The following is a 21,602-nucleotide window of genomic DNA, read 5'->3' as shown; positions in this document are numbered from 1 at the left end:
TCCCCTCGTGGGAGAAGGTGGCCGTAGGCCGGATGAGGGGGACGGCCCAGGCCTTCGGTCGCGCGCCCCCTCATCCGCCCCTCCGGGGCACCTTCTCCCACGAGGGGAGAAGGGACGATCCGCGCGCCGAGTTCGTGATCTGTTCTTCCTGTTCGTCCGCCTCCCCACCCCCGTCTCAAGGACCATCGTCGTGCCCACCATCAAGATCACCGGCGGACGGATCATCGACCCCTCGCGCGACGTCGACGCGATCGGCGACGTCTGGATCCGCGACGGCAAGATCGTCCCGGACGGCGGCGGCGGCGCGGCGGCCGATTCCGTCGTCGACGCCCGCGGGCTGATCGTGACGCCCGGCCTCATCGACGTCCACGTCCACCTCCGCGAGCCCGGCCAGGAGGAGGACGAGACCATCGCCACCGGCGCCGCCGCGGCGCTGGCGGGGGGCGTCACGACGGTCGCGTGCATGCCGAACACGCTCCCGCCGCTCGACACCCAGACCACCGCCGAGTTCGTCGTCCTCCAGGGCCGCAGGGCGAGGCAGGCCAACGTCTTCCCGGTCGGCTGCGTGAGCAAGGGCCGAAAGGGGGAGGAGCTGGCCGAACTCGGCCAGCTCGTCGCCGGCGGCGCGGTCGCCTTCACCGACGACGGCGCCCCGGTCTCCGACGCCGGGCTCATGCGGCGGGCCCTCGAATACTCCAAGATGTTCGACCGGGTCGTGATGCAGCACTGCCAGGTCATGGAGCTGACCGTCGGCGGCGTGATGAATGAGGGGTTCGAGTCCACCCGCCTCGGCCTCGGGGGGATGCCCGCCGCCGCCGAGGACATCATGGTCGCCCGCGACATCCGCCTCGCCGAGATCACCGGCGGCCGGCTCCACATCCAACACATCTCCACCGCCAGGGCCGTCGAGCTGGTCCGCGAGGGCAAGCGCCGGGGCATCCGCGTCACGGCCGAGGCCTGCCCCCACCACTTCAGCCTCACCGACGAGTGCCTGCGGACGTTCGACTCCAACTTCAAGATGAACCCCCCGCTCCGCACGGCCGAGGACGTCGCCGCGGTCATCGAGGGCCTGAAGGACGACACGATCGAGATCCTCTGCACCGACCACGCCCCCCACGCCCGCGAGAAGAAGATGCGCGAGCTGGACCAGGCCCCCTTCGGGATCGTCGGCCTGGAGACGCTCCTCCCCCTGACCGTCACCTGCCTGATCGAGCCCGGCCACCTCACCTGGCCCCAGGCGATCCGCAAGATGACCGTCAACGCGGCGGCCCTCCTGAATCTCCCCAACAAGGGGACCCTCCGCCCCGGGGCCGACGCCGACGTCACCGTCATCGACCCGGGCCTCGACTGGACCGTCGAGGCCGCCAAGCTCCGCGGCAAGAGCAAGAACACCCCCTACGACGGATGGAAGGTCCGCGGCCGGGCCCACACCGTCATCGTCGAAGGCGAGGTGCGGTACAGGCTGGAAGGCGCGGGCAGTTGAAGCCTTGATGCCTGGAAAGCACGCCCTAAACTAGAATTAGGACAAGTCTGTCCCTTCTCCCCGCGGGGGATACGGTGGCCCGAAGGGCCGGCTGAGGGGGGCGCGACCGGAGGCCATGGGCTGCAAGGCCAGGGAATTACGCGAGGCGCGACGGCGGCCGCCTCCTCGTCCGGCCTTCGGCCACCTTCTCCCACGAGGGGAGAAGGGACGGGATCGTCGGCCCCCCGTGTACGCCCCCATCGGCGTTCGAAAGGCGCGGTCTTCATGCGCTGGCTCATCGACGGCTACAACGTGATGCACGTCGCCGGCGTCATCGACTCCAAGATGAGCCGCGAGCGGTTCCGCAAGGCGCGCCGGCGGTTCCTGGACCAACTGGCGTCGCACCTCGGCGACCTGGCGGCCGAGACCACCATCGTCTTCGACGCCAACAAGCCGCCGGCCGACTTCCCGGTCGAGTCGACCTATCGCCGGATCACCGTCATCTTCGCCCTGTCCGACCCCAGCGCCGACGCCCGCATCGAGCGCATCCTGGCCCGGCACTCCACCCCCAAGTTCCTGACCGTCGTGTCGAACGACCGCGAGGTCCGGCAGTCCGCGACTCGTCGCAAGGCCCGCGCCCTGAAGGCCGACGAGTTCCTCGACCGCCTGCCGACCCTCGCCTACCAGCGACGCCCCCCCATGAACGCCCCCGACCCAGAAGCCGTCCGGACCGCCCCCGCCCTCGACGACGCCGAGCGCGCCTACTGGGAAGAGGTCTTCGGCGCGATCGACGAGCCCTCCGCCCCACGCGAGCCCGCGCCGGCGAAGCGTTCGATCACCCGCGGCGCCCCCCCCGCCCCGGACCGCCGCCGCGTGGAGAAGCCCCGGCGGGTCGACGTCGGCGACGTGCCGGACCTCCGCCGCGCCATGATCACCGACGCGGACATCGCCGCCATCCGCCGCGAGATCGAGCGCGAAGGCTGAACGCGTCCGCGTCGCCTTATGGCATCGGCGGCCGGCGATCGTTTAAACTGGGGCCCTTCACCAGCCGCCGGGGGTCGCGACGGCCGAGACCGGCGATGCGCGCCGTTCCCGTTCTTTCTTCTGGACTACAGGGCCGTTCGGCAATGAAGGTACACGAGTATCAGGCCAAGGAATTGCTCGCCAAGGCCGGGGTCGCCGTGCCGGCGGGGATCGTCGCCTCGACGCCTGCGGAGGCGGCGAAGGCTTACGACGAACTGGGGGGAGGCCTGATCGTCGTCAAGGCCCAGGTCCACGCCGGCGGGCGCGGCAAGGGGGTCGCCGTCGGCCCCGAGGTCGACCGCGCCGAGGCGCTGGCGATCGCCAGCGGCGAGAAGCCCCGGCCGGACGGGATGGCCAAGGGCGTCCAGCTCGTCCGCTCGGCCGCCGACGCCGAGAAGGCCGCCGCGAGCCTGCTGGGCAAGACCCTGGTGACCTACCAGACCGGGCCCGAGGGCCAGGCGATCAAGAAGGTATTGGTCACCGTCGGGCACGACATCGCCCGCGAGCTGTACCTCGGCCTGGCCGTCGACCGGAACGCCAAGCGGCCCGTCGTGATGGCCTCCACCGAGGGGGGCGTCGACATCGAGAAGGTCGCCCACGAGACCCCGGAGAAGATCGTCCACGAGCCCGTCGACGTGGCCCTCGGCCTCCAGCCGTTCCAGGCGCGCAAGCTCTGCAAGGCCCTCGGCCTGGAAGGGGACGCGGCCAAGAAGGGCGCCGTCTTCCTCAAGAACTTCGTGAAGTTCTGCATCGACGCCGACGCCTCGCTCGCCGAGATCAACCCCCTGATCGTCACCGACAAGGGGGAGGTGATGGCGCTCGACTGCAAGCTGAACTTCGACGAGAACTCCTCGTTCCGCCACAAGGAATACGCCGCGCTGATCGACGAGGATGAGGAGGACCCGGCCGAGCTGCGGGCCGGCCGCTCGGGCCTCTCGTACGTCAGCCTCGACGGCGACATCGCCTGCCTGGTCAACGGCGCCGGGCTGGCCATGAGCACGATGGACCTGATCAAGCACCACGGCGGCGAGCCGGCCAACTTCCTGGACGTCGGCGGCGGCGCCGAGAAGGACCAGGTGCTGGAGGCCTTCCGCATCCTGCTGTCGTCCGACAAGGTCAACGCGGTCCTCGTCAACATCTTCGGCGGCATCATGCGGTGCGACATCATCGCCCAGGCGCTGCTGGCCGCCTACGACGAGATCGACTTCCGCGTCCCGCTGGTCGTCCGCCTCGAAGGGACCAACTCCGCGCTCGGCAAGGAGCTGCTGGAGAAGTCCGGCCGGAAGATCATCACGGCCGTCGGCCTGACCGACGCCGCCGAGAAGGTCGTCGCCGCCGCCAAGAAGCACGCGGCCTCCTGACCCGGCCCGATTCGACCCCGGACGACGTCCCGAACCGAACACACGGCTCGCATCCACGGAATCGAAATTCATGAGCATCCTGGTCGGCAAAGACACCCGCCTCATCTGCCAGGGGATCACCGGCAAGTCGGGCGGCTTCCACGCGGAGCAGTGCAAGGAATACGGCACGAACCTCGTCGGCGGCGTGACCCCCGGGCGCGGCGGCCAGACGGCCGTCGGCGTGCCGGTCTTCGACAGCTGCTCCGAGGCCGTGAAGGCCACCGGCGCCAACGCCACCATGATCTTCGTCCCCCCTCCGGGAGCGGCCGACGCGGTCATGGAGGCGGCCGACGCCGGCATCCCGGTCATCATCGCGATCACCGAGGGCATCCCCGTCCTCGACATGGCCCGCGCGGTGGCCTACCTGAAGCTGTACCACCCCCAGACGCGGCTCATCGGCCCGAACTGCCCCGGCGTCATCACCCCCGGCGAGTGCAAGATCGGCATCATGCCGGGCTATATCCACAAGCCGGGCCGCGTGGGCGTCGTCAGCCGCTCGGGCACGCTGACGTACGAGGGCGTCTGGCAGCTCACCAACCTGGGCATCGGCCAGAGCACCTGCGTCGGCATCGGCGGCGACCCGGTCAACGGCACCAGCTTCGTCGACGTCCTGACGATGTTCGAGAACGACCCGGACACCGACGCCGTCCTCATGATGGGCGAGATCGGCGGCGACGCCGAGGAGCAGGCCGCGGCGCTCAAGGCGTCGGGCAAGTTCACCAAGCCGCTCGCCGCGTTCATCGCCGGCCAGACCGCCCCGCCGGGCAAGCGCATGGGCCACGCCGGCGCCATCATCTCCGGCGGCTCGGGCAAGGCGTCCGACAAGATCGCCGCGCTGGAAGGCGCCGGCATCCGCGTCGCCAAGAGCCCCGCCGACATGGGGCTGGCCCTTAAGGCGGCGATCGGCGCGTGAACGACCCTCGCGAGAACCCGTGGCGGGCCGTGGCGACGCGGCCCGTCTACGAGAACCCCTGGATCCGCGTCCGCCAGGACGACGTGATCCGCCCCGACGGCCAGCCGGGCATCTACGGCGTCGTCGAGTTCAAGAACCGCGCCGTCGGCGTCCTCCCCGTCGAGGACGACGGCTCGGTCTGGCTCGTGGGGCAGCACCGCTACCCGCTGGACGCCTACTCCTGGGAGATCCCCGAAGGGGGCTGCCCCGCGGAGGAGTCGCCCGAGCAGGCCGTCCTGCGCGAGCTGAAGGAAGAAACCGGCATGACGTGCGACCGCCTGGAGCTGGTCGCCCGCTGCCACCTCTCCAACTCGGTCAGCGACGAGGAAGCGTTCCTCTATCGCGCCACGGGCCTGGTCCACGGCCCGAGCGAGCCCGAAGGGTCCGAGCAACTGGAAGTCCGCCGCGTCCCCTGGGCGGAAGCCTGGCGGATGGTGCGCGAAGGCGAGATCACCGACGCGATGTCGGTCGTCGCCATCCTGCATGAAGCCGTCCGTCGCCTGGAAAGATGAGGCGAAGGGATAGGCGGAAACGGAGGGGATGGAGGCCCGCGTCCCTGCGGGCCCGGAGATGGAAGGCGGTTGTCGTCGGCCGGTCGATCAGCGGGCGGGGCCGCTCAGGACGGGGACTTCGAGGTCTCCTTCCTGGGTCCGCCACGCGGTCGGCACCGCGCGACGCTCGATCTCGCGGCGGACTGGCCGGGCGTCGGCCTGGGCCTCGCCGCGGAACGAAGGCGGGTCGAGGGCGGCTTCGGGGAAGTGGCGGCCGGGGCAGACGGTCGGGGTGGCGGCGACGTGCTTGTGCGTCTCCAGCCGCGACTGGTCGATCTGGTACTTCTCGCCGAGGTACGCCAGCAGCGCCTTGAGCGCGGCCTGCTGCTTGGGGGTCGGCGGGGCCTTCTCGAAGTCGCCGATCAGGCAGACGCCGATGCCGTACTCGTCGATGTCGGCGCGGCGGGCGTTGCGGCAATGGACGCCGTGCTTCTGCCTCACCCAGCGCTGGGAAACTTCGATCTGGCCGTCGCCGCTGCCGGTGCCGTTGCCGATCACGAAGTGGTAGCCGCAGCCGTCGGCGCTGCCGAGGATCTGCCGGTGCTCGGCGTCGATCTCGCTGTAAGAGCCGCTCTCGGTCGCGCTGTGGTGGACGACGACGTACTTCCAGGGGCGGTCGGCCTTGTCCGGGAAGAACAGGTCGTCGGCGCCGTCGCCGGCGAAGAAGCCCTCGAGCGCCCCCTGCGCGCTCGCCCGGCGAACGACGCCCGAGGCCGAGGTCGACTTCAGCGAGCCCGGCCCGCCGGGGGTCATGCTCGTGGGCGAGGACAGCTCGAGCGCGTCGCCGGCGGCGTCGGCCTTCGCCTTGGGCTTGGACTCCACCGGCGGCCGGAGGCTGCGCGAGCGCGTCGTCGACGCGGCCGGCGCCAGGTCGAGGTCGTTGTCCGGCGCGGCGGTCGGGATGCGCTCCGACGACGGCGTCCGTCGCGAGCTGGTCGGCGCGGCCGGCGGCGACAGCTCCACCTCCGAGGGGATCGAGCCGATCGACGACCCGTTGATCACCGGCTCGTCGGCCGGCTCGAACGAGCCCCCGCTCCGGATGGTCGCGCCCGGACTTTGGATGACGGCCGCGCCGCCGTCGCCGCCGCAGTCGGAGCAGCCCGGCGCGGCCACGGCGCGGGCGCCGGGCATCACGGGGCGGAGGACGGTGCGCTTGCGGTGGCAACCGGCCGTCAGCAACGCGCCAACCGCGGTCATCACGAGGCACGCCCGATGGGCGCGCACCGCGAACGGGGCCGAAATCTTGTCAGCCATCTTTCCATCTCCTGTCGGGCCGATCATCCGCTCGACATCCCGGGTCGAGCCTCGACTCCCACGAATCGCAACCGCGATGCCGAACCATCGGCCGCGCGTCCGTGGCGAGAGATCAAGTTTCCCGACTTCGATTGAAGTCTACACGGCGATCGGCCGACATGCGGATTTCTCGGCGATTTTCCCGAGATTTCCTCAAGTCCCCCGCCCCACGCCGCCGATCGGCCCTTGTAAAAACTTCAATCGATTGCAAGATTCATCATTCGCCGATGTCTGGAAGCGAGGATTACGGCGATTGAACCGGACGGACGAGTCGCAACGGCGGCGCGTCCCCCCTCCCCCCGGGCCGACGGCCCTACGCTCTTCCCGCGATGGCCGCGCGAAGCCCCCCCCTTCTCCCCTCGTGGGAGAAGGTGGCCGAAGGCCGGATGAGGGGGATTCGAAGGCCGTCGGTAGCGCGCCCCTCATCCGCCCCTCCGGGGCACCTTCTCCACGAGGGGAGGAGGAGCGCGTCCGTGGAGCCGTCGACACCCCTCTCCTGTCGTGGCCGCGGCCCACTTCATCTCCATGCGTCCCATCCCCCCCCGTTCGCTGGCGAGTCGCGGCGGGAAACGGTATGCTCGATCCAGGCGGCCCCCGGAGCTACGGCGGGCCGTTTTTCGTGTCGGGGAACGGTCGAGTTTCGTACGAGGTCGGGGCGCGCCTGGCCGCGCCGGAGAGGTTCCATGCCCGCGTATCACCCTCAGCGGATCGAGCCCAGGTGGCAAGCCTACTGGGAGGAGCACCAGACGTTCGCGACCCCCGACCTCGATCGCGACCGGCCCAAGCTCTACATCCTGGACATGTTCCCGTATCCCAGCGGCGCGGGCCTGCACGTCGGCCATCCCGAGGGCTACACCGCCACCGACATCCTCTGCCGCTTCAAGCGGATGAAGGGCTTCAACGTCCTGCACCCGATGGGGTGGGACGCCTTCGGCCTGCCCGCGGAGCAGTACGCCGTCCAGACCAACACCCACCCCAGGGTCACGACCCAGGCGAACATCGACAACTTCCGCCGCCAGATCAAGTCGCTGGGCTTCTCCTACGACTGGTCGCGCGAGGTCGACACCACCGACCCTGGCTACTATAGGTGGACGCAGTGGATCTTCCTCAAGATCCACGACACCTGGTACGACCGCGACTTCGAATGGACCGACCCCCAGGGCCGACCCCGCAAGGGGAAGGGCCGCCCCATCGCCGAGCTGCCCATCCCCGACGGCGTCGACCCCGACGCCTATCGCGACTCCAGGCGCCTGGCGTATCGCGCCGAGGTCCCCGTCAACTGGTGCCCCGCGCTGGGGACCGTGCTGGCCAACGAGGAGGTCATCGACGGCAAGTCCGAGCGCGGCGGCCACCCCGTCGTCCGCATGCCGCTGACCCAGTGGATGCTCCGCATCACCGCCTACGGCGACCGGCTCGTCGAGGATCTCGAAATCGTCGACTGGCCGAAGTCGATCCGCGACATGCAGCGCAACTGGGTCGGCCGCAGCGAGGGCGCCGAGGTCGACTTCCCGGTCGTCATCTCCGGCCAGCCCCCGGCCCCCCCTTCGGGCCGGTTCCCCGACAAGCCGGCCGAGAACGTCATCCGGGTCTACACCACCCGGCCCGACACGCTGTTTGGCGCGACCTACATGGTGCTGGCGCCCGAGCATCCGCTCGTCGACCGCGTCACCACGCCCGAGCACTCGGAGGCCGTGGCGAAGTACCGCGAGCAGGCCGCGCGCAAGAGCGACCTCGACCGCACGGACCTGGCGAAGACCAAGACCGGCGTCTTCACCGGCGGCCACGCGACCAACCCCGTCACCGGCGAGCCGATCCCGATCTGGATCGCCGACTACGTCCTCATCAGCTACGGGACCGGCGCCATCATGGCCGTCCCGGCTCACGACGAACGCGACTTCGAGTTCGCGAAGACCTTCGACATCCCCATCCGGGCCGTCGTCGAGCCCCCCGCCGACTGGCTCAAGGCGAACGCCCCCAAGGAAGCCCCGGCCGACCTCCTGGCCGCCTACAAGGCCGACCCCGGCGCGTTCTCGGGCGTCTTCCACGACGAGGGCGTCTCGATCCAGTCTCGGAACGACGAGTTCGCGATGGACGGCATGCCCACCGCCGAGGCCAAGCCGGCCGTCACCGCCTGGCTCGCCGAGAAGGGGCTCGGCAAGAAGGCCGTCAACTACAAGCTCCGCGACTGGCTGTTCTCCCGCCAACGCTACTGGGGCGAGCCGTTCCCCGTACTGCTGGACGAGAGCGATCGCGTCAGCCCCGTCGGCGAGGACGAGCTGCCGGTCCTGCTGCCGGACCTCGACGACTTCAAGCCGACCGGCACCCCCGAGCCGCCGCTGAGCAAGGCGAGGGAGTGGGTCCGCTACTCCGAGAAGCTGCGCCGCGAGATCAACACGATGCCCCAGTGGGCCGGCTCGTGCTGGTACTACCTGCGGTACATCGACCCGAACAACACGGAACGCCCCTGGGACCCCGAGAAAGAGAAGTACTGGCTGCCGGTCGACCTGTACGTCGGCGGCGCGGAGCACGCCGTGCTCCACCTGCTCTACAGCCGCTTCTGGCACAAGGTCCTGTTCGACCGCGGCCTGGTGAGCACCCCCGAGCCCTTCCAGCGCCTGGTCAACCAGGGGATGATCCTGGGCGAGACCGAGTACACCGCCTATCGCGACCCCGCCGGCGCGTGGGTCGCCGCCGCGTCCGTCGTCCAGTCCGACAAGGGCCCGATCCGCAAGGGTGACGCCTCCGCGACCGTGCTCGAAACGGTGAAGCTGGAGGAGGACCAGATCGTCAAAAAGGGGGAGGGCTTCGTCCTGAAGGACGCCCCCGAGATCCGCGTCGACGCCCGCGCCCACAAGATGTCCAAGAGCCGCGGCAACGTCATCAACCCGGACGTGGTCGTCTCCGAGTACGGCGCCGACAGCCTCCGCCTCTATGAGATGTTCATGGGCCCGCTCGAAGCGGTGAAGCCCTGGAGCATGAAGGGGGTGGAGGGGGTCTATCGCTTCCTCGGCCGCGCCTGGCGGATGATCGTGGACTACGAGGCCGAGGAGATCGCCCTCGACCAGCGCGTGAAGGACGCCGAGCCGACGCCCGAGCAGGCGAAGCTCGTCGCCCGCACGATCGCCGCGGTGGGGGACGACTACGAGGCGCTCCGGTTCAACACGGCCGTCAGCCGCCTGATGGAGTTCGTCAACGCCTTCACCGGCGCCGAGGTCCGGCCGAAGGCGGCGATGGAAGCGTTCACGCTCCTCCTCGCCCCGATGGCCCCGCACCTCGCCGAGGAGCTGTGGCGCATCCTCGGCCACGAGAAGACCCTGGCCTACGAGCCCTGGCCCACCTTCGACCCCGTGCTCCTGAAGGACGACGAGGTCGAGATCCCGGTCCAGATCCTGGGCAAGGTCCGCTCCAAGATCACCGTCCCCGCCGACGCCGACGCCCAGGCCGTCGAAGCCGCCGCCCGCGCCGACGCCCGCGTCGCCGCCCTGCTCGAAGGGAAGACGGTCCGCAAGGTGATCGTCGTCCCCGGCAAGCTCATCAACTTCGTGGCGAATTGACCCGGGGCCGAGCCGACGCGCCGGCGTTCCCCTCACGCGCCCGCGAGGGGGGGACGTCGTCGCGCATGAGCATCAGGAGCATCGATGAATATGCCGCCCGGTTTCCTGGGCACGCGTGGCGACCTGCTGATGGACATCGTCGTCGTCGCGATCGTGCTGACCCCGTTCCTCTTCCTTCGGGCCGTGTGGCTCGCGCGCCGGGGCGAGTACCGCCGCCACCGCAACCTCCAGACGGCGCTGTTGACGACGCTGCTGGTGGCGGTCGTACTGTTCGAGGTGGACATCCGGCTGAAGGGGGGGACCCAGGCCTTCCTGGCGGGCAGCCCCCACCTGGGGCGGCCGCTGCTGACCTGGCTGCTGCGGACGCACGTCCTGGTCGCAGTCGTGAGCTTCGGCCTCTGGGCCGTCCTCGTCGTCCAGGCGTGGCGAGCCCGCATGGACCTCAATCCCGGCCTGTTCTCCGCGGTCCACCGGAGGCGTGGATACCTGGTCTTCGCCGGGACGATCTTCACGGCCGCGTCGGGCGTGTGGCTCTACTGGCTCGGCTTCGTCGCCTGAAGCCGGAATCTTTCCGCCTTTCCCGAAATCGGCGTGCCTCTCGGGGGGTCATGCGGGAGACGGAGGCTTGCGCCCCGTCGCCCCGCTCCTGGGCAACCCGATGGCAGGTGAAGCGGGAGTGCCCGGCCGCGACTCAAAGGTCGACGTAGGAATCCAGCCGGCCGCCCGCCCCCAGGTGCTCGGCATGGCGGACGAGGAAGCCATCGAGGTCGTCGTCGATCCGCCGGACGCCCCCGCCGGCCATGACGCCCCACGCGACCCCCGCCTCGCCGAGCAGCAGCAGGTCGCCGTTCAGGGCGATGAAGATGACGGTCGCGTCGCCCCAGGACTCGTCGTCCTCGTCGAGGTTCCAGCCGAACTCGCCGAACGTCATCCAATCCCGCGGGAGGACGTAATCACCGGAGTACCCGGGGGGCGAGGCGCGGAGGCCGGCGAAGCCGCGATAGAATTCCTCGGCCGTCGGGCGGTCCCTGGCCGGCAACGACGCGACCGCGGCCAGTTCGTCGTCGGCCAGCGGCGGGGCGAGGTAGACCGCCGATCCGTCCGGCCCCACCAACTTCAAGGACTCCTCGTCGTCGTGCGACGCGACGGCCACCGGCGTGTAATCGATGAGCCTGTCGCGGACCGCCGCGGTCCCTGGACGATGGACCGCCGACCAGCGCGCCACCAGCCGCTCGCGCGCCGCCGAAGGCGCGAGTCGGGCGATCTCCCGGAGCCAGGGATCGTCGGGCAACTCGTCCGATTTGACCGGCAAGGGCCGCTCGACGACGCCGTCTTCCCAGAAGTCGCCTTCAACCTCGGGGGCCATGGCCGTCCCTCGAAAGCCACGTCGACCACGATGAACGAACCCAACGACGTCCATCACGGCCTCGGCCCGAATCAGGGCTTCTTGTAGAGGTCGTCGATGTTGAAATCGGGGGGGATCTGATTGACCTGGATGGAGTGGACGCCCCCCTGGACGTAGCCCCGGCCCTCGTCGGCGATGCGTCGTTGGACGGTCTCCGGGTTGTCGGGGTCGTCGTCGGGCTCCTCGACGGCGGCGGGGGAGGCGGCGCGCGGTATCGAGACGGACGGGGGAGCCGAGGCGGCCGGCGGGGGCTGCGGAGGCGTCGGCGATGGGGGAAGCGCCGGGGCAGGCGGACGGGCGACGGCCGCCCTCGGCCGCTGCGACTCCAGCAGGTGGCCGCCGTCGAACCGCTCGCCGATGTAGTGCCGCCGGACTTCCGGGTTGTTGAGGATCTGCTCCCGGTTGCCGTAGGCGAAGACCCGGCCCTCGCGGATGACGTAGCAGCGGTCGGTGACCTCCAGCGTCTCGCGGAACTGGTGGTCCGTCAGCAGGATCCCGATGTTGTAGGTGTCCACCAGGTCGCGGATCTGCTCCTGGATCTCGCCGACCGTCTTCGGGTCGATGCCCGCGAACGGCTCGTCGAGCATGATGAGCTTGGGGTTCGTGATCAGCGCCCGCGCGATCTCGGTCCGCCGACGCTCGCCGCCGGAGACCATGTGGGCCTTGGTCTTGAGGATCTTCTGGAGCCCGAAGCGGTCCACCAGCTCGTTGAGCCGATCCCGACGCTGCTTGCGCGACATCCCGGGGCGGGTCTCCAGGATCGCCATCAGGTTCTGCTCGACCGTGAGCTGCCGGAAGACGCTGGAGTCCTGGGCCAGGTACCCCATCCCCGCGCGGGCGCGGAGGTACATCGGGAGCTTGGTCACGTCGCGGCCGTCGAAGGTCACGGAGCCGCCGTCGGAGTCGATCAGGCCGATCGTCATGCGGAAGCTCGTCGTCTTGCCGGCGCCGTTGGGCCCCAGCAGGCCGACGACCTCCCCCTGCTCGACGTCGAACTCGACCCCGTTGACGACCTGGCGACGGCCGTACCACTTTTCCAGGCCGCGGACTTCCAGCAGGGCCATCGCTCGATCCTCCGTGATCGCGTCGCGTCGCGTCGCTTGGCGTCGTTCGGGCCGATCCCCGCCTCGAATCGCCCCCGGTCAGCGGATCCGACGCATCCGTTCGACGTAGGGGCGGAACGGGACGCGGAAGTCGTGGCTGATCCGGAAGCTCGGGCCGAACGGGACGCCGTGCGGCCAGTAGACGAAGAAGGCCTTGCCGGTGATGAGGCTCCGGGGGACCTCCCAGGTCTGGCGATCGAGGAAGTCCCACGAGCGGTCCGAGGAGTCCCACCCCCGGCTGTCCTTGCTGCGGGGACTGTTGTCCCCCATCATCAGGAACCGGTCGTACCCCAGCTCGAACTCCTCGGCCCGGACCCGCGCGATGTTCGGGAACCGCGAGGGGTCGGAGAGGAAGTCGAACAGTTCGGACGGCCGACGAGGCTCCCGATCGTCCCAGACAGGTCCGTAGTCGGTATAACCCGGAGTCTGGGTATAGTAGATATCCCGCTTGAGGACAAGGCCGCTCGCCGAGACGGTCGCCCCCTTCGCGCCGATCGCCGCCGGCGAGAGGTCCGCCGCGGTCGGCGTGGGGACCGCGTCCCCCCGGTCGTACTCGGCCCCCTCGCCCCCCACGGGGCGGCCATCGACCAGCAGCGTCAGCCGGTCGTCGACGTTGCCGAACTCCAGCCGACGCGAGCCGGGGCCGCGGACGGGCGTGTCGAACTCGGCGAGCGTCTCGTCGCCACGGATGAAGCGGCCCTTGCCGGTCGCCACGTCGATCGTCGCGAAGTGCCGCACGCCCGCCTTGACCAGCTCGAGCCGGATCTCGCCCGAGTCCGACTTCACGTCCAGGTCGGCCGCGAGGGTCAGGTCGCCGACCCAGTGGGGCTGGAGCCAGGCGTTCTGGTTGCCGTAGCGCGACTGGATCAGGTCGGTGCTCTCGGCCGGGAGGTTGGTGTTGTACGAGTAGAAGTCGGTGACCAGGGTCGGCCGGGGGCCGCGGGCGGGCGTCCGGTCGACCAGGAGCGCCTCCCACTGCTCGGGCTCCGGGACCAGGTGGCGATATCGCAAGTCGGCCCAGTCGGCGGCGGGGGCGGCCAGCTCGTACAGGCTGCGGCCGGGCTCGACGACCTTCCAGCCCGAGTCGGACGACCACCGCCGCCACTCGTCCCGGCCGCGGAGCGCGCGGGGCTGGTGCTCGTCGTCGTAGACGTCGATCTGCATGCTCCGCAGGTGCTCCATCGGCTTGCGCTGGAGGCGGAACTCGTCGGAGTCCGGGGGCTTGACGTAGAGGTCGCCCTGGTGGACGCGGATCGTCTCGCCGGGGAGGCCGACCAGGCGCTTGATGTAGCTGGTCTCGGGCTCCTCGGGGTAGCGGAAGACCACCACGTCGAACCGCTCCGGCGGCGACGCCCCCGGCAGGCCGGGGAGGTCGTACGGGAACATTGAGACGAGGATCCGGTCCCCCTTGAAGCTGGGGGCGTCGTTCAGGTTGCGGGCCTGGTGCCGGCAGTTGACGCAGACCCCGGAGAAGATCGGCCGGCGCGGAGGCGGCCCCTCCACCTCCTCGGAGGCGTTGACCGCGAAGAGGAACCCGCACTGCGGGCAGGCGACCTCCTTGTGACGGCCCATCAGGGTCGGGGCCATCGACCCGGTCGGGATCACGAACGCCTGGGCCTCGAACCCCCGGACCAGCAGCGCGGCGACCCCCGCGACGACCAGCGCCTCGACCAGCTCGCGCAGGCCGTCGCCCTTCTTGGTCTCGGCGGCGGCCTCCGCGCGGGGGGCGGCGGTCCTCGGGGCTGCGGCGGCGGCTCGTCCCATGGTCGGCGGATCTCGACTAAACCGGGGTGGCGGCGGGCAGGCGGTCGATCAATGAATGTACCGGATTCGGCGGGGATCGGGAATCCAGTATAGCGACCGCCCGAAGACCTCCAGGGAGACCGCCCGGCCCGGGAGGTGGACCAGGAACGGCTTGCCCAGGAACAGCTCCCGGCGCACCACCGGGCCCTGGGTCCAGAATCGGGAGTCGTTGGAGACGGGGCTGTTGTCCCCCAGCACGAAGTATTCGCCGGGGCCGAGCCGGGTCGGCTCCAGGACGGCGTTGGGCCGCCGGTGCGCCGCGCCCAGGCTGCTGGTGTAGTAGACGTCCCGGTAGATTCGCAGCTCCGGCACCTCGGCCGAGCCCCCCCGCACCCCCAGGGCGATCGGCGATTCGTCGTTCCAGGGGGCCTCGGCCGGGTCGTCGTAGTCGTGGGGCTCGAACAGGGGCGAGCCGTCCACCAAAACCATCAGCCGGGCGTCGAAGACGTAGGCCTCGACCTGGTGGTCCTCGCCGGACGCGCCCAGGGCCAGCGGGTTGCCGCGAAGGAAGACCTTGCGGGGCACGCCGTTGCGCTCGACCTCGACGGGCTCTCCCGGCCTGGTCGGGACGCGGACGACGAAGCGATCGCCCCCCGATCGCAGCGCCAGCGACAACGACTCCACGCCAGGCCCGAGCCTCACCAGGGCCTCCAGGCCGACGTCTCGCACCGCGTTGTCCGACCGGCCGTCGCCGCCGTTGTAGCCGTAGTAGTCGCGGATCGGGGCGTACCGCTCCAGGCCCGGATCCCAGTTGCGGTAGACGAGCCAGTCCTCGGCCGCGGCGTCGTCTCCCTCCCCTTGGCCGTCGACGGGGCGGCGGAGGAAGCCGTCGGGGCCCCGCGACCAGCCGGTCGGACCGTCTCCTTCCGGGTCGCCCCGGCGGAAGTCCCAGCGGGGGTAGAGGTCGGAGTCGGCCGGGGAGTAGCGGCTGTCGTGGACGAGGATGCGCATGGCCCGCACGTCGTCCGGCCCCTTCCGCGCGACCTCGCCGTCGGCCCAGACGTCCCCCCTCGCCAGCCGGATCGACTCGCCGGGGAGGCCGACCACCCGCTTGACGTACGCCTGCGAGGGATCCCCCGGGTAGTGGAAGACGGCGACCTCCCAGCGCTCCGGGGCGCGGAAGTCGTACAGGAACTTCTGCACCAGGACGCGGTCGCCGTTGCAGGGGACGGCGGGCTCGGACTCCAGGCCGGACTTGCCGCAGTTGGGGCAGACGGGCCGCGCGGGGGGGGCCTCGTCGTCCATGCCGATGTCGAACGGGAAGGCGCAGTTGGGGCAGGTCACCTCCAGGTGATGCCCCAGGAGGGTCGGGGCCATGGAGCCCGTGGGGACGACGTAGGCCTCGGCGGAGAAGGTGCGGAACAGGAGGACGCCCACGCAAAGCGCGATCAGCAGCTCCACGGTCTGCCGCGCGACGCCGGGCGTCGGGGGCTCGTCGAGTTCGAACAGTTCCGGGAGAGGGTCGTTGTGCATGGGGCTGGTCGTCCGCCGTCGGGGCCCGGTGGGTCGGCGTGGGGGACGCGACGCGGCCCCGGCTCAGTCCTCGCTGTCGTCGAGCACGGAGAGGAACGCCTCCTGGGAGATCTCCACGTTCCCCACCTGCTTCATGCGCTTCTTGCCTTCCTTCTGCTTCTCCAGGAGCTTCCGCTTCCGCGAGATGTCGCCGCCGTAGCACTTGGCGGTCACGTTCTTGCGGAGGGCGGAGATCGTCTCGCGGGCGACCACCCGGCTACCGATGGCCGCCTGGATCGCCACCTCGAACTGGTGCCGGTCGATCTCGCCCCGCAGCTTCTTCACCAGCTTCCGGCCCCGGCGGTCGGCGTGGGCGCGGTGGACCACGATCGAGAGGGCGTCCACCCGCGTCCCCGCCACCAGGATGTCCAGCCGGCAGAGGTCGTCATTGCGGTAGCCGAGCAGCTCGTAGTCCATCGTCCCGTAGCCGCGGGTGGCGCTCTTGAGCTTGTCGTACAGGTCGTAGATCATCTCGGCCAGCGGCAGCTCATACGTGAGGATGGCCCGCGAGGACGAGAGATATTCCGTCTTCAAGTAGGTGCCGCGGCGGTCCTCGCAGAGCTGCATGATCGCGCCGATGTTCTCGCTCGGCAGGATGAAGTTGACCTTGGCGATCGGCTCGCGGAACTCCTCGATCTCCCCCGGGTCGGGGATCCGGGTGGGGTTGGAGACGTGGAGCGTCTCCCCCTTCTTGGTCACGATCTCGTACGTGACGTTGGGCGCCGTCTGCACCAGGGCGAGGTTGCTCTCGCGCTCCAGGCGCTGCTGGACGATCTCCATGTGGAGCATGCCCAGGAAGCCGCAGCGGAAGCCGAAGCCCAGGGCGTCGGAGGTCTCCGGCTCGAAGCTGAAGCTGCTGTCGTTCAGGGCGAGCTTCTGGAGCGCCGTGCGCAGGTCGTCGAACTGGTTGTGCGAGGCCGGGAAGAGGCCGCAGAAGACGACCGGGACCGGCTCCTCGTAGCCGGGGAGGGCCTCGGTGGCCGGGCCGGGGACCTGGGTGACGGTGTCCCCGATGTTCACGTCGGCCAGCTTCTTGATGTTGGCGACGACGTAGCCGACCTGCCCGACCCCCAGCTCCTCGCAGGCGACCTCGCGCGGGCGGAAGCGGCCCAGGCCGATGACCTCGTGGTCGGTCCCGCCGGCCATCAGCCGGATCCGCTGGCCCACCTTCAGCACGCCGTCGACCACGCGGACGTAGACCACCACCCCCTGGTAGTCGTCGAACTTGGAGTCGAAGATCAGGGCGCGCAGCGGCTTGGACGGGTCGCCGGCCGGCGGGGGGACGCGGTCGATGATCGCGCGGAAGAGGTCCGGCACCCCCGCCCCGGTCTTGCCGCTGACGGCGAGGACCTCGCTGGGGTCGATCCCCAGCGTGGTCATGATCTCCTCCTTGATCTCCTCCGGGCGCGAGGCCTGCATGTCGATCTTGTTGAGCGCCGGCACGATCGCCAGGTCGCCCCCCACGGCGAGGTAGGCGTTGGCGACGGTCTGGGCCTGGACCCCCTGGGTGGAGTCGACCAGCAGGATGGCGCCCTCGCACGCGGCGAGGCTGCGGGAGACCTCGTAGTGGAAGTCGACGTGGCCGGGCGTGTCGATCAGGTTCAGCTCGTACGCCTGGCCGTCCAGGACGTAGTTGATCGCGACGGCGCGGGCCTTGATGGTGATCCCCCGCTCGCGCTCCAGGTCCATGTCGTCCAGGAGCTGCTCGCGGAACTCGCGCTGGGTGATCGCGCCGGATTGCAGCAGGATCTGGTCGGCCAGGGTGCTCTTGCCGTGGTCGATGTGGGCGACGATCGAGAAGTTGCGGATATACTTGGGATCGAAGGCCATGTATCAGGTCCGATGACGTGGATCGGGCGTCCCGAGCGCGACTTGCGTCGGTCCTCGTCCAGGCGGGTCGGGCGCTCGGTCGGTCGTCGGCCGGCGGCACCAGGCGCGGTCGCGGGGCGGGTCCGACGTCATGTCGGCGGTTCTTCCGGTAGTGGCCCCCCCCTCGGGTGATTATAGTGGACGGGAGCCGTCCGGAGAAGTCGGCTTGTCACGGACCCGCCCGCGGGCCCAGGGATGAATGCAGGTGCGGCCATGAAATGCGTCTCGGCCCTCTCGACGGCCCGGAGCGCCAGCACGGCGTTCCACCAGATCCTCGAACGCCTGGACGCCGCGCCGGACGCCGCCGAGGACGCGCCGCCGGCCGACCTCACCCTCATCTTCAGCTCCCGCCACCACGCCCCGGTCCTGGGGAAGCTCTCGCAGGCGTTCCTCGAATCCGGGCGGACTCGGCACGTCCTGGGCTGCACCGGCGAGTCGATCGTCGGCGACGACCAGGAGGTCGAGCGCAGGCCGGCGCTGGCCGTGTGGTCGTTGCATCACCCGGGCATGGAGATCCAGCCCGTCCGGTTCGACCCCGGCGGCGGCCCGCTGCGGCGCGCGCTGGAATCGCTGGAGAAGCCTGACGATTCGGTCATGATCCTCCTGGCGGACCCGTTCACCTTCGCCGTGCACGACCTGCTCAAGCTGGCCAACGAGGAGCACCGGGGCCTTCGGATCGTCGGCGGCATGGCCAGCGGCGGGTCCGAGCCCGGGGCGAACCGCCTCCTCCTGGACGGCGAGGCCTTCACCGACGGCGCGGTGGCCGTCCGGCTCTCGGGGCCGGTCTCCATCCGCTCCGTCGTCAGCCAGGGTTGCCGCCCCGTCGGCCGGACGCTGCTGGTGACGAAGGCCGAGCACAACATCATCCGCGAGCTGGGCCGCCGCCCGGCGCTGGAGGTGCTGCGCGAGGTGCTGGGCGACCTCCCCGACGACGACGTCGAGAAGGTCCGCGAGGGCCTCCACCTGGGCCGGGTCATCAACGAGTATCAGGAGTCGTTCCACCGGGGGGACTTCCTGGTCCACAACGTCGTCGGCGCCGACGAGACGGGCGCGATCCAGATCAGCGACCTGATCCGCGTGGGCCAGACGGTCCAGTTCCACGTCCGCGACGCCGAGACCGCCGACGAGGACCTCCGCGAGGCCCTCGCCCGCCGCCCCGATGGCGAGGCGGCCGCCAGCACCCCCGTCGGAGCGCTGCTCTTTTCCTGCAACGGTCGCGGGACCCGCCTGTTCCCGACCCCGAACCACGACGTCGGCGTCATCCACGAGGTCCTCGGCCCGATCCCGGTCGCCGGCTTCTTCGCGATGGGCGAGCTGGGCCCCATCGGCGGCCAGAACTTCATCCACGGCTTCACCGCCAGCGTCGCGGTCTTCGAGCGTCCGTCGGGGTGAGGCCTGGGGCGGCTCCCGAGAAAAATTCGAGATTCCTGAAATCGCCGTCCCCGCGCCGCGGATCATGCGGGCGGTTGATGATGGCGTTCTTTGACATCCTGAATTCGATCCAAGGAAGCATGCGAGCCGACGGCCCTTGGACGGCCAACCTAACGTCCTTCCCCCCTGGTGGGGGAAGGTGGCCCGAAGGGCCGGATGAGGGGGGGACGAGCGAGACAACCTCCGAAGCGCGGAAGGGGCGTTCCGCGGCCGTCGGCCCACGCGAGGAGTCGCGAAATCCGAGGTCTCGCGGGCAAGCACCCCCTCATCTGACCGCTTCGCGGTCTGTCTTCCCCACCAGGGGGGAAGACCGTCATTATCCCGAGCACCCAGGAACGCGACGGCCCTCCCGGCTTCGGGTCCCGAACAAGTGTCGGGAGCGCGGATGCGCGTCGCACGCTGGGCAAGCCCGCCGTCGAACGAAAAACCACTTCGAAAACGACGAACAAAGCCAACTGGACATCGCCGCAAACACTGAATCCACGACGATTTACATAAAAACAACCGCCGCGACAGGCGCGCGAACGAAGCCAACCGCGGGCGGCCCGGCGGCGGGCCTAGTGGCGCGGGAGACGGGGCCTTCGGCGGGTGCCGTCGGGCGTCCCAAGTCTTGCCGCGACCGGGGGATTTTGCCATGATCGTCGCTCCGGGCGGGGCGACGCGGCCTCTCGGCGACGCCCCCGGGACGTGTGACGCGCGGGCCCGGCCGCCGCGTCGAACGGTCCAGCGAGCACGAGTCAACGGAGAGCGTTTTCCATGGCGAGCCCGAAAGTCGAGGCCCCGGCGGGCGGACAGAAGATCACCATCCAGGGGGGCAAGCTGAACGTCCCCGACCGCCCGATCATCCCGTTCATCGAGGGCGACGGCACGGGCCCCGACATCTGGCGCGCCAGCGTCCGCGTCCTGGACGCGGCCGTCGAGAAGGCCTACGGCGGCAAGAAGAAGATCGAGTGGGTGGAGGTCTACGCCGGCGGCAAGGCCCACTCGCTGTTCAACAACTGGCTCCCCGACGAGACGGTCGAGGCCTTCCGCGAGTACCTCGTCGGCATCAAGGGCCCGCTCACCACGCCCGTCGGCGGCGGCATCCGCTCGCTCAACGTCGCGCTGCGGCAGCTCCTGGACCTCTACGTCTGCCTCCGCCCGGTGCGCTGGTTCAAGGGGGTCCCCTCCCCCGTGAGGCACCCCGAGAAGGTCGACATGGTGATCTTCCGGGAGAACACCGAGGACGTCTACTCCGGCGTCGAGTTCGAGGCCGGCTCGGCCGAGGTGAAGAAGCTCCTGGACTTCATCAAGGCCGAGTTCCCCGAGGCCTACAAGAAGGTCCGCTTCCCCGAGACCTCCGGCGTCGGCATCAAGCCGGTCTCCCGCGAGGGGAGCGAGCGGCTCATCCGGTCGGCGATCGAGTACTCGCTCGCCAACGGCCGCAAGAGCCTGACGCTCGTCCACAAGGGGAACATCATGAAGTTCACCGAGGGCGCGTTCCGCAACTACGGCTACGCCCTCGCCGAGCGCGAGTTCGCCGACAAGACCTACACCTGGGACCAATGGGAGCGGACCAAGGCCGACAAGGGCGAGGCCGCGGCCAACGCCGAGCAGAAGGCCGCGCTCGACTCCGGCAAGCTCCTGATCAAGGACGCCATCGCCGACATCGTCCTGCAGCAGGTCCTCACGCGGCCGACCGACTTCGACGTCATCGCCACGATGAACCTCAACGGCGACTATCTCTCCGACGCCCTCGCGGCGCAGGTGGGGGGCATCGGCATCGCCCCCGGCGGCAACATCAACTACGCCACCGGCCACGCCGTCTTCGAGGCCACCCACGGCACCGCCCCGAAGTACGCCGACCTCGACCAGGTCAACCCGGGCTCCGTCACGCTCTCCGGCGAGATGATGCTCCGCTACCTGGGCTGGACCGAGGCCGCCGACCTCATCATCAAGGGCATGGACGGCGCCATCGGCCAGAAGACCGTCACCTACGACTTCGCCCGCCTCATGGAAGGCGCGAAGCAGGTCAAGTGCAGCGAGTTCGCCACGGCCGTCATCGACAGCATGTGAGCCGACGGCGGCACCCGACTCCCCCCGGGCAGCGGTCCTCGCTCCCGGGGCGAGCATCATAACGGCCTTCCCCCCTGGCGGGGGAAGGTGGCCCGAAGGGCCGGATGAGGGGGAAGCCAAGCAGGGAGGCCGCCGGGCTCCCGAGCCGGTCGGGTAGGCTGTTAATGACTTCAACGGCCCGCGTGCTAG

The 21,602-nt window shown here is 70.1% G+C and carries 15 protein-coding genes; 9 read left to right on the top strand and 6 right to left on the bottom strand.

The genetic code is table 11. The annotated features are described in order from the left end of the window. The first annotated feature begins 190 nt into the window (after positions 1 to 190). The 5 genes from WG209_RS06205 to WG209_RS06185 all read left to right on the top strand — a co-directional run bounded on the left by WG209_RS06205 (position 191) and on the right by WG209_RS06185 (position 5,349). Complete coding sequence (locus WG209_RS06205) at positions 191 to 1,483, top strand: dihydroorotase (protein ID WP_337174146.1); 1,293 nt, start codon at positions 191 to 193, stop codon at positions 1,481 to 1,483. 264 nt (positions 1,484 to 1,747) lie between these two features. After that, positions 1,748 to 2,446 (top strand): NYN domain-containing protein, encoded by a 699-nt coding sequence (locus WG209_RS06200; protein ID WP_337174145.1) that lies wholly within the window; start codon positions 1,748 to 1,750, stop codon positions 2,444 to 2,446. A gap of 143 nt (positions 2,447 to 2,589) precedes the next feature. Next, positions 2,590 to 3,846: an ADP-forming succinate--CoA ligase subunit beta gene (gene sucC / locus WG209_RS06195; protein ID WP_337174144.1), complete on the top strand. Its 1,257-nt coding sequence runs from the start codon at positions 2,590 to 2,592 to the stop codon at positions 3,844 to 3,846. A 70-nt stretch (positions 3,847 to 3,916) separates the two neighbouring features. Then, positions 3,917 to 4,798 carry a succinate--CoA ligase subunit alpha gene (sucD, locus tag WG209_RS06190; RefSeq protein WP_337174143.1) on the top strand — a complete coding sequence of 294 codons (882 nt, stop codon included), beginning with the start codon at positions 3,917 to 3,919 and terminating at the stop codon, positions 4,796 to 4,798. After that, on the top strand, positions 4,795 to 5,349 hold the full coding sequence (locus tag WG209_RS06185; RefSeq protein ID WP_337174142.1) for an NUDIX hydrolase: 555 nt from the start codon (positions 4,795 to 4,797) through the stop codon (positions 5,347 to 5,349). The genes sucD and WG209_RS06185 overlap by 4 nt, the downstream gene beginning before the upstream one ends. An 87-nt stretch (positions 5,350 to 5,436) precedes the next feature. Here WG209_RS06185 and WG209_RS06180 read toward each other — a convergent pair whose 3' ends face one another. Then, entirely contained in the window at positions 5,437 to 6,642 is a 1,206-nt protein-coding gene (locus WG209_RS06180) for a peptidoglycan recognition family protein (RefSeq protein ID WP_337174141.1), read from the bottom strand. A 722-nt stretch (positions 6,643 to 7,364) separates the two neighbouring features. Between WG209_RS06180 and leuS the strand changes: the two genes are divergently transcribed. Both leuS and WG209_RS06170 read left to right on the top strand, forming a co-directional pair. Further along, a complete protein-coding gene (gene leuS, locus WG209_RS06175) occupies positions 7,365 to 10,235 on the top strand; it encodes a leucine--tRNA ligase (RefSeq protein ID WP_337174140.1) in 2,871 nt (956 codons plus the stop codon). An 84-nt stretch (positions 10,236 to 10,319) separates the two neighbouring features. Then, positions 10,320 to 10,793, top strand: coding sequence for a DUF420 domain-containing protein (locus WG209_RS06170; protein WP_337174139.1), 474 nt, complete (start codon positions 10,320 to 10,322; stop codon positions 10,791 to 10,793). Positions 10,794 to 10,926: 133 nt separating this feature from the next. On the opposite strand, the gene WG209_RS06165 is transcribed toward WG209_RS06170, so the two are convergent. The 5 genes from WG209_RS06165 to lepA form a co-directional block, all read right to left on the bottom strand. Further along, complete coding sequence (locus WG209_RS06165; RefSeq protein ID WP_337174138.1) at positions 10,927 to 11,601, bottom strand: hypothetical protein; 675 nt, start codon at positions 11,599 to 11,601, stop codon at positions 10,927 to 10,929. Between the two features lie 71 nt (positions 11,602 to 11,672). Next, the gene (lptB, locus tag WG209_RS06160) at positions 11,673 to 12,704 is read right to left on the bottom strand and encodes an LPS export ABC transporter ATP-binding protein (protein WP_337174137.1); all 1,032 of its coding nucleotides are present in this window, start codon (positions 12,702 to 12,704) and stop codon (positions 11,673 to 11,675) included. Positions 12,705 to 12,782: 78 nt separating this feature from the next. Further along, positions 12,783 to 14,507, bottom strand: a complete 1,725-nt coding sequence (gene lepB, locus WG209_RS06155; protein WP_337174136.1) for a signal peptidase I — start codon at positions 14,505 to 14,507, stop codon at positions 12,783 to 12,785. A 48-nt stretch (positions 14,508 to 14,555) separates the two neighbouring features. After that, a complete protein-coding gene (gene lepB, locus WG209_RS06150) occupies positions 14,556 to 16,019 on the bottom strand; it encodes a signal peptidase I (protein WP_337174135.1) in 1,464 nt (487 codons plus the stop codon). Positions 16,020 to 16,082: 63 nt separating this feature from the next. Then, the gene (gene lepA / locus WG209_RS06145) at positions 16,083 to 17,888 is read right to left on the bottom strand and encodes a translation elongation factor 4 (protein ID WP_337174134.1); all 1,806 of its coding nucleotides are present in this window, start codon (positions 17,886 to 17,888) and stop codon (positions 16,083 to 16,085) included. A gap of 252 nt (positions 17,889 to 18,140) precedes the next feature. Here lepA and WG209_RS06140 point away from each other — a divergent pair, with 252 nt between their 5' ends. Both WG209_RS06140 and icd read left to right on the top strand, forming a co-directional pair. Next, on the top strand, positions 18,141 to 19,319 hold the full coding sequence (locus WG209_RS06140) for an FIST N-terminal domain-containing protein (protein ID WP_337174133.1): 1,179 nt from the start codon (positions 18,141 to 18,143) through the stop codon (positions 19,317 to 19,319). 795 nt (positions 19,320 to 20,114) lie between these two features. After that, entirely contained in the window at positions 20,115 to 21,413 is a 1,299-nt protein-coding gene (icd, locus tag WG209_RS06135; protein ID WP_337174132.1) for an NADP-dependent isocitrate dehydrogenase, read from the top strand. Positions 21,414 to 21,602 lie beyond the last annotated feature (189 nt).

This window comes from Paludisphaera sp. (assembly GCF_037189885.1).
GTDB lineage: Bacteria > Planctomycetota > Planctomycetia > Isosphaerales > Isosphaeraceae > Paludisphaera.
Note: the sequence above shows the minus strand (reverse complement) of the source record. Positions and strands in the feature narration are given on the sequence as shown.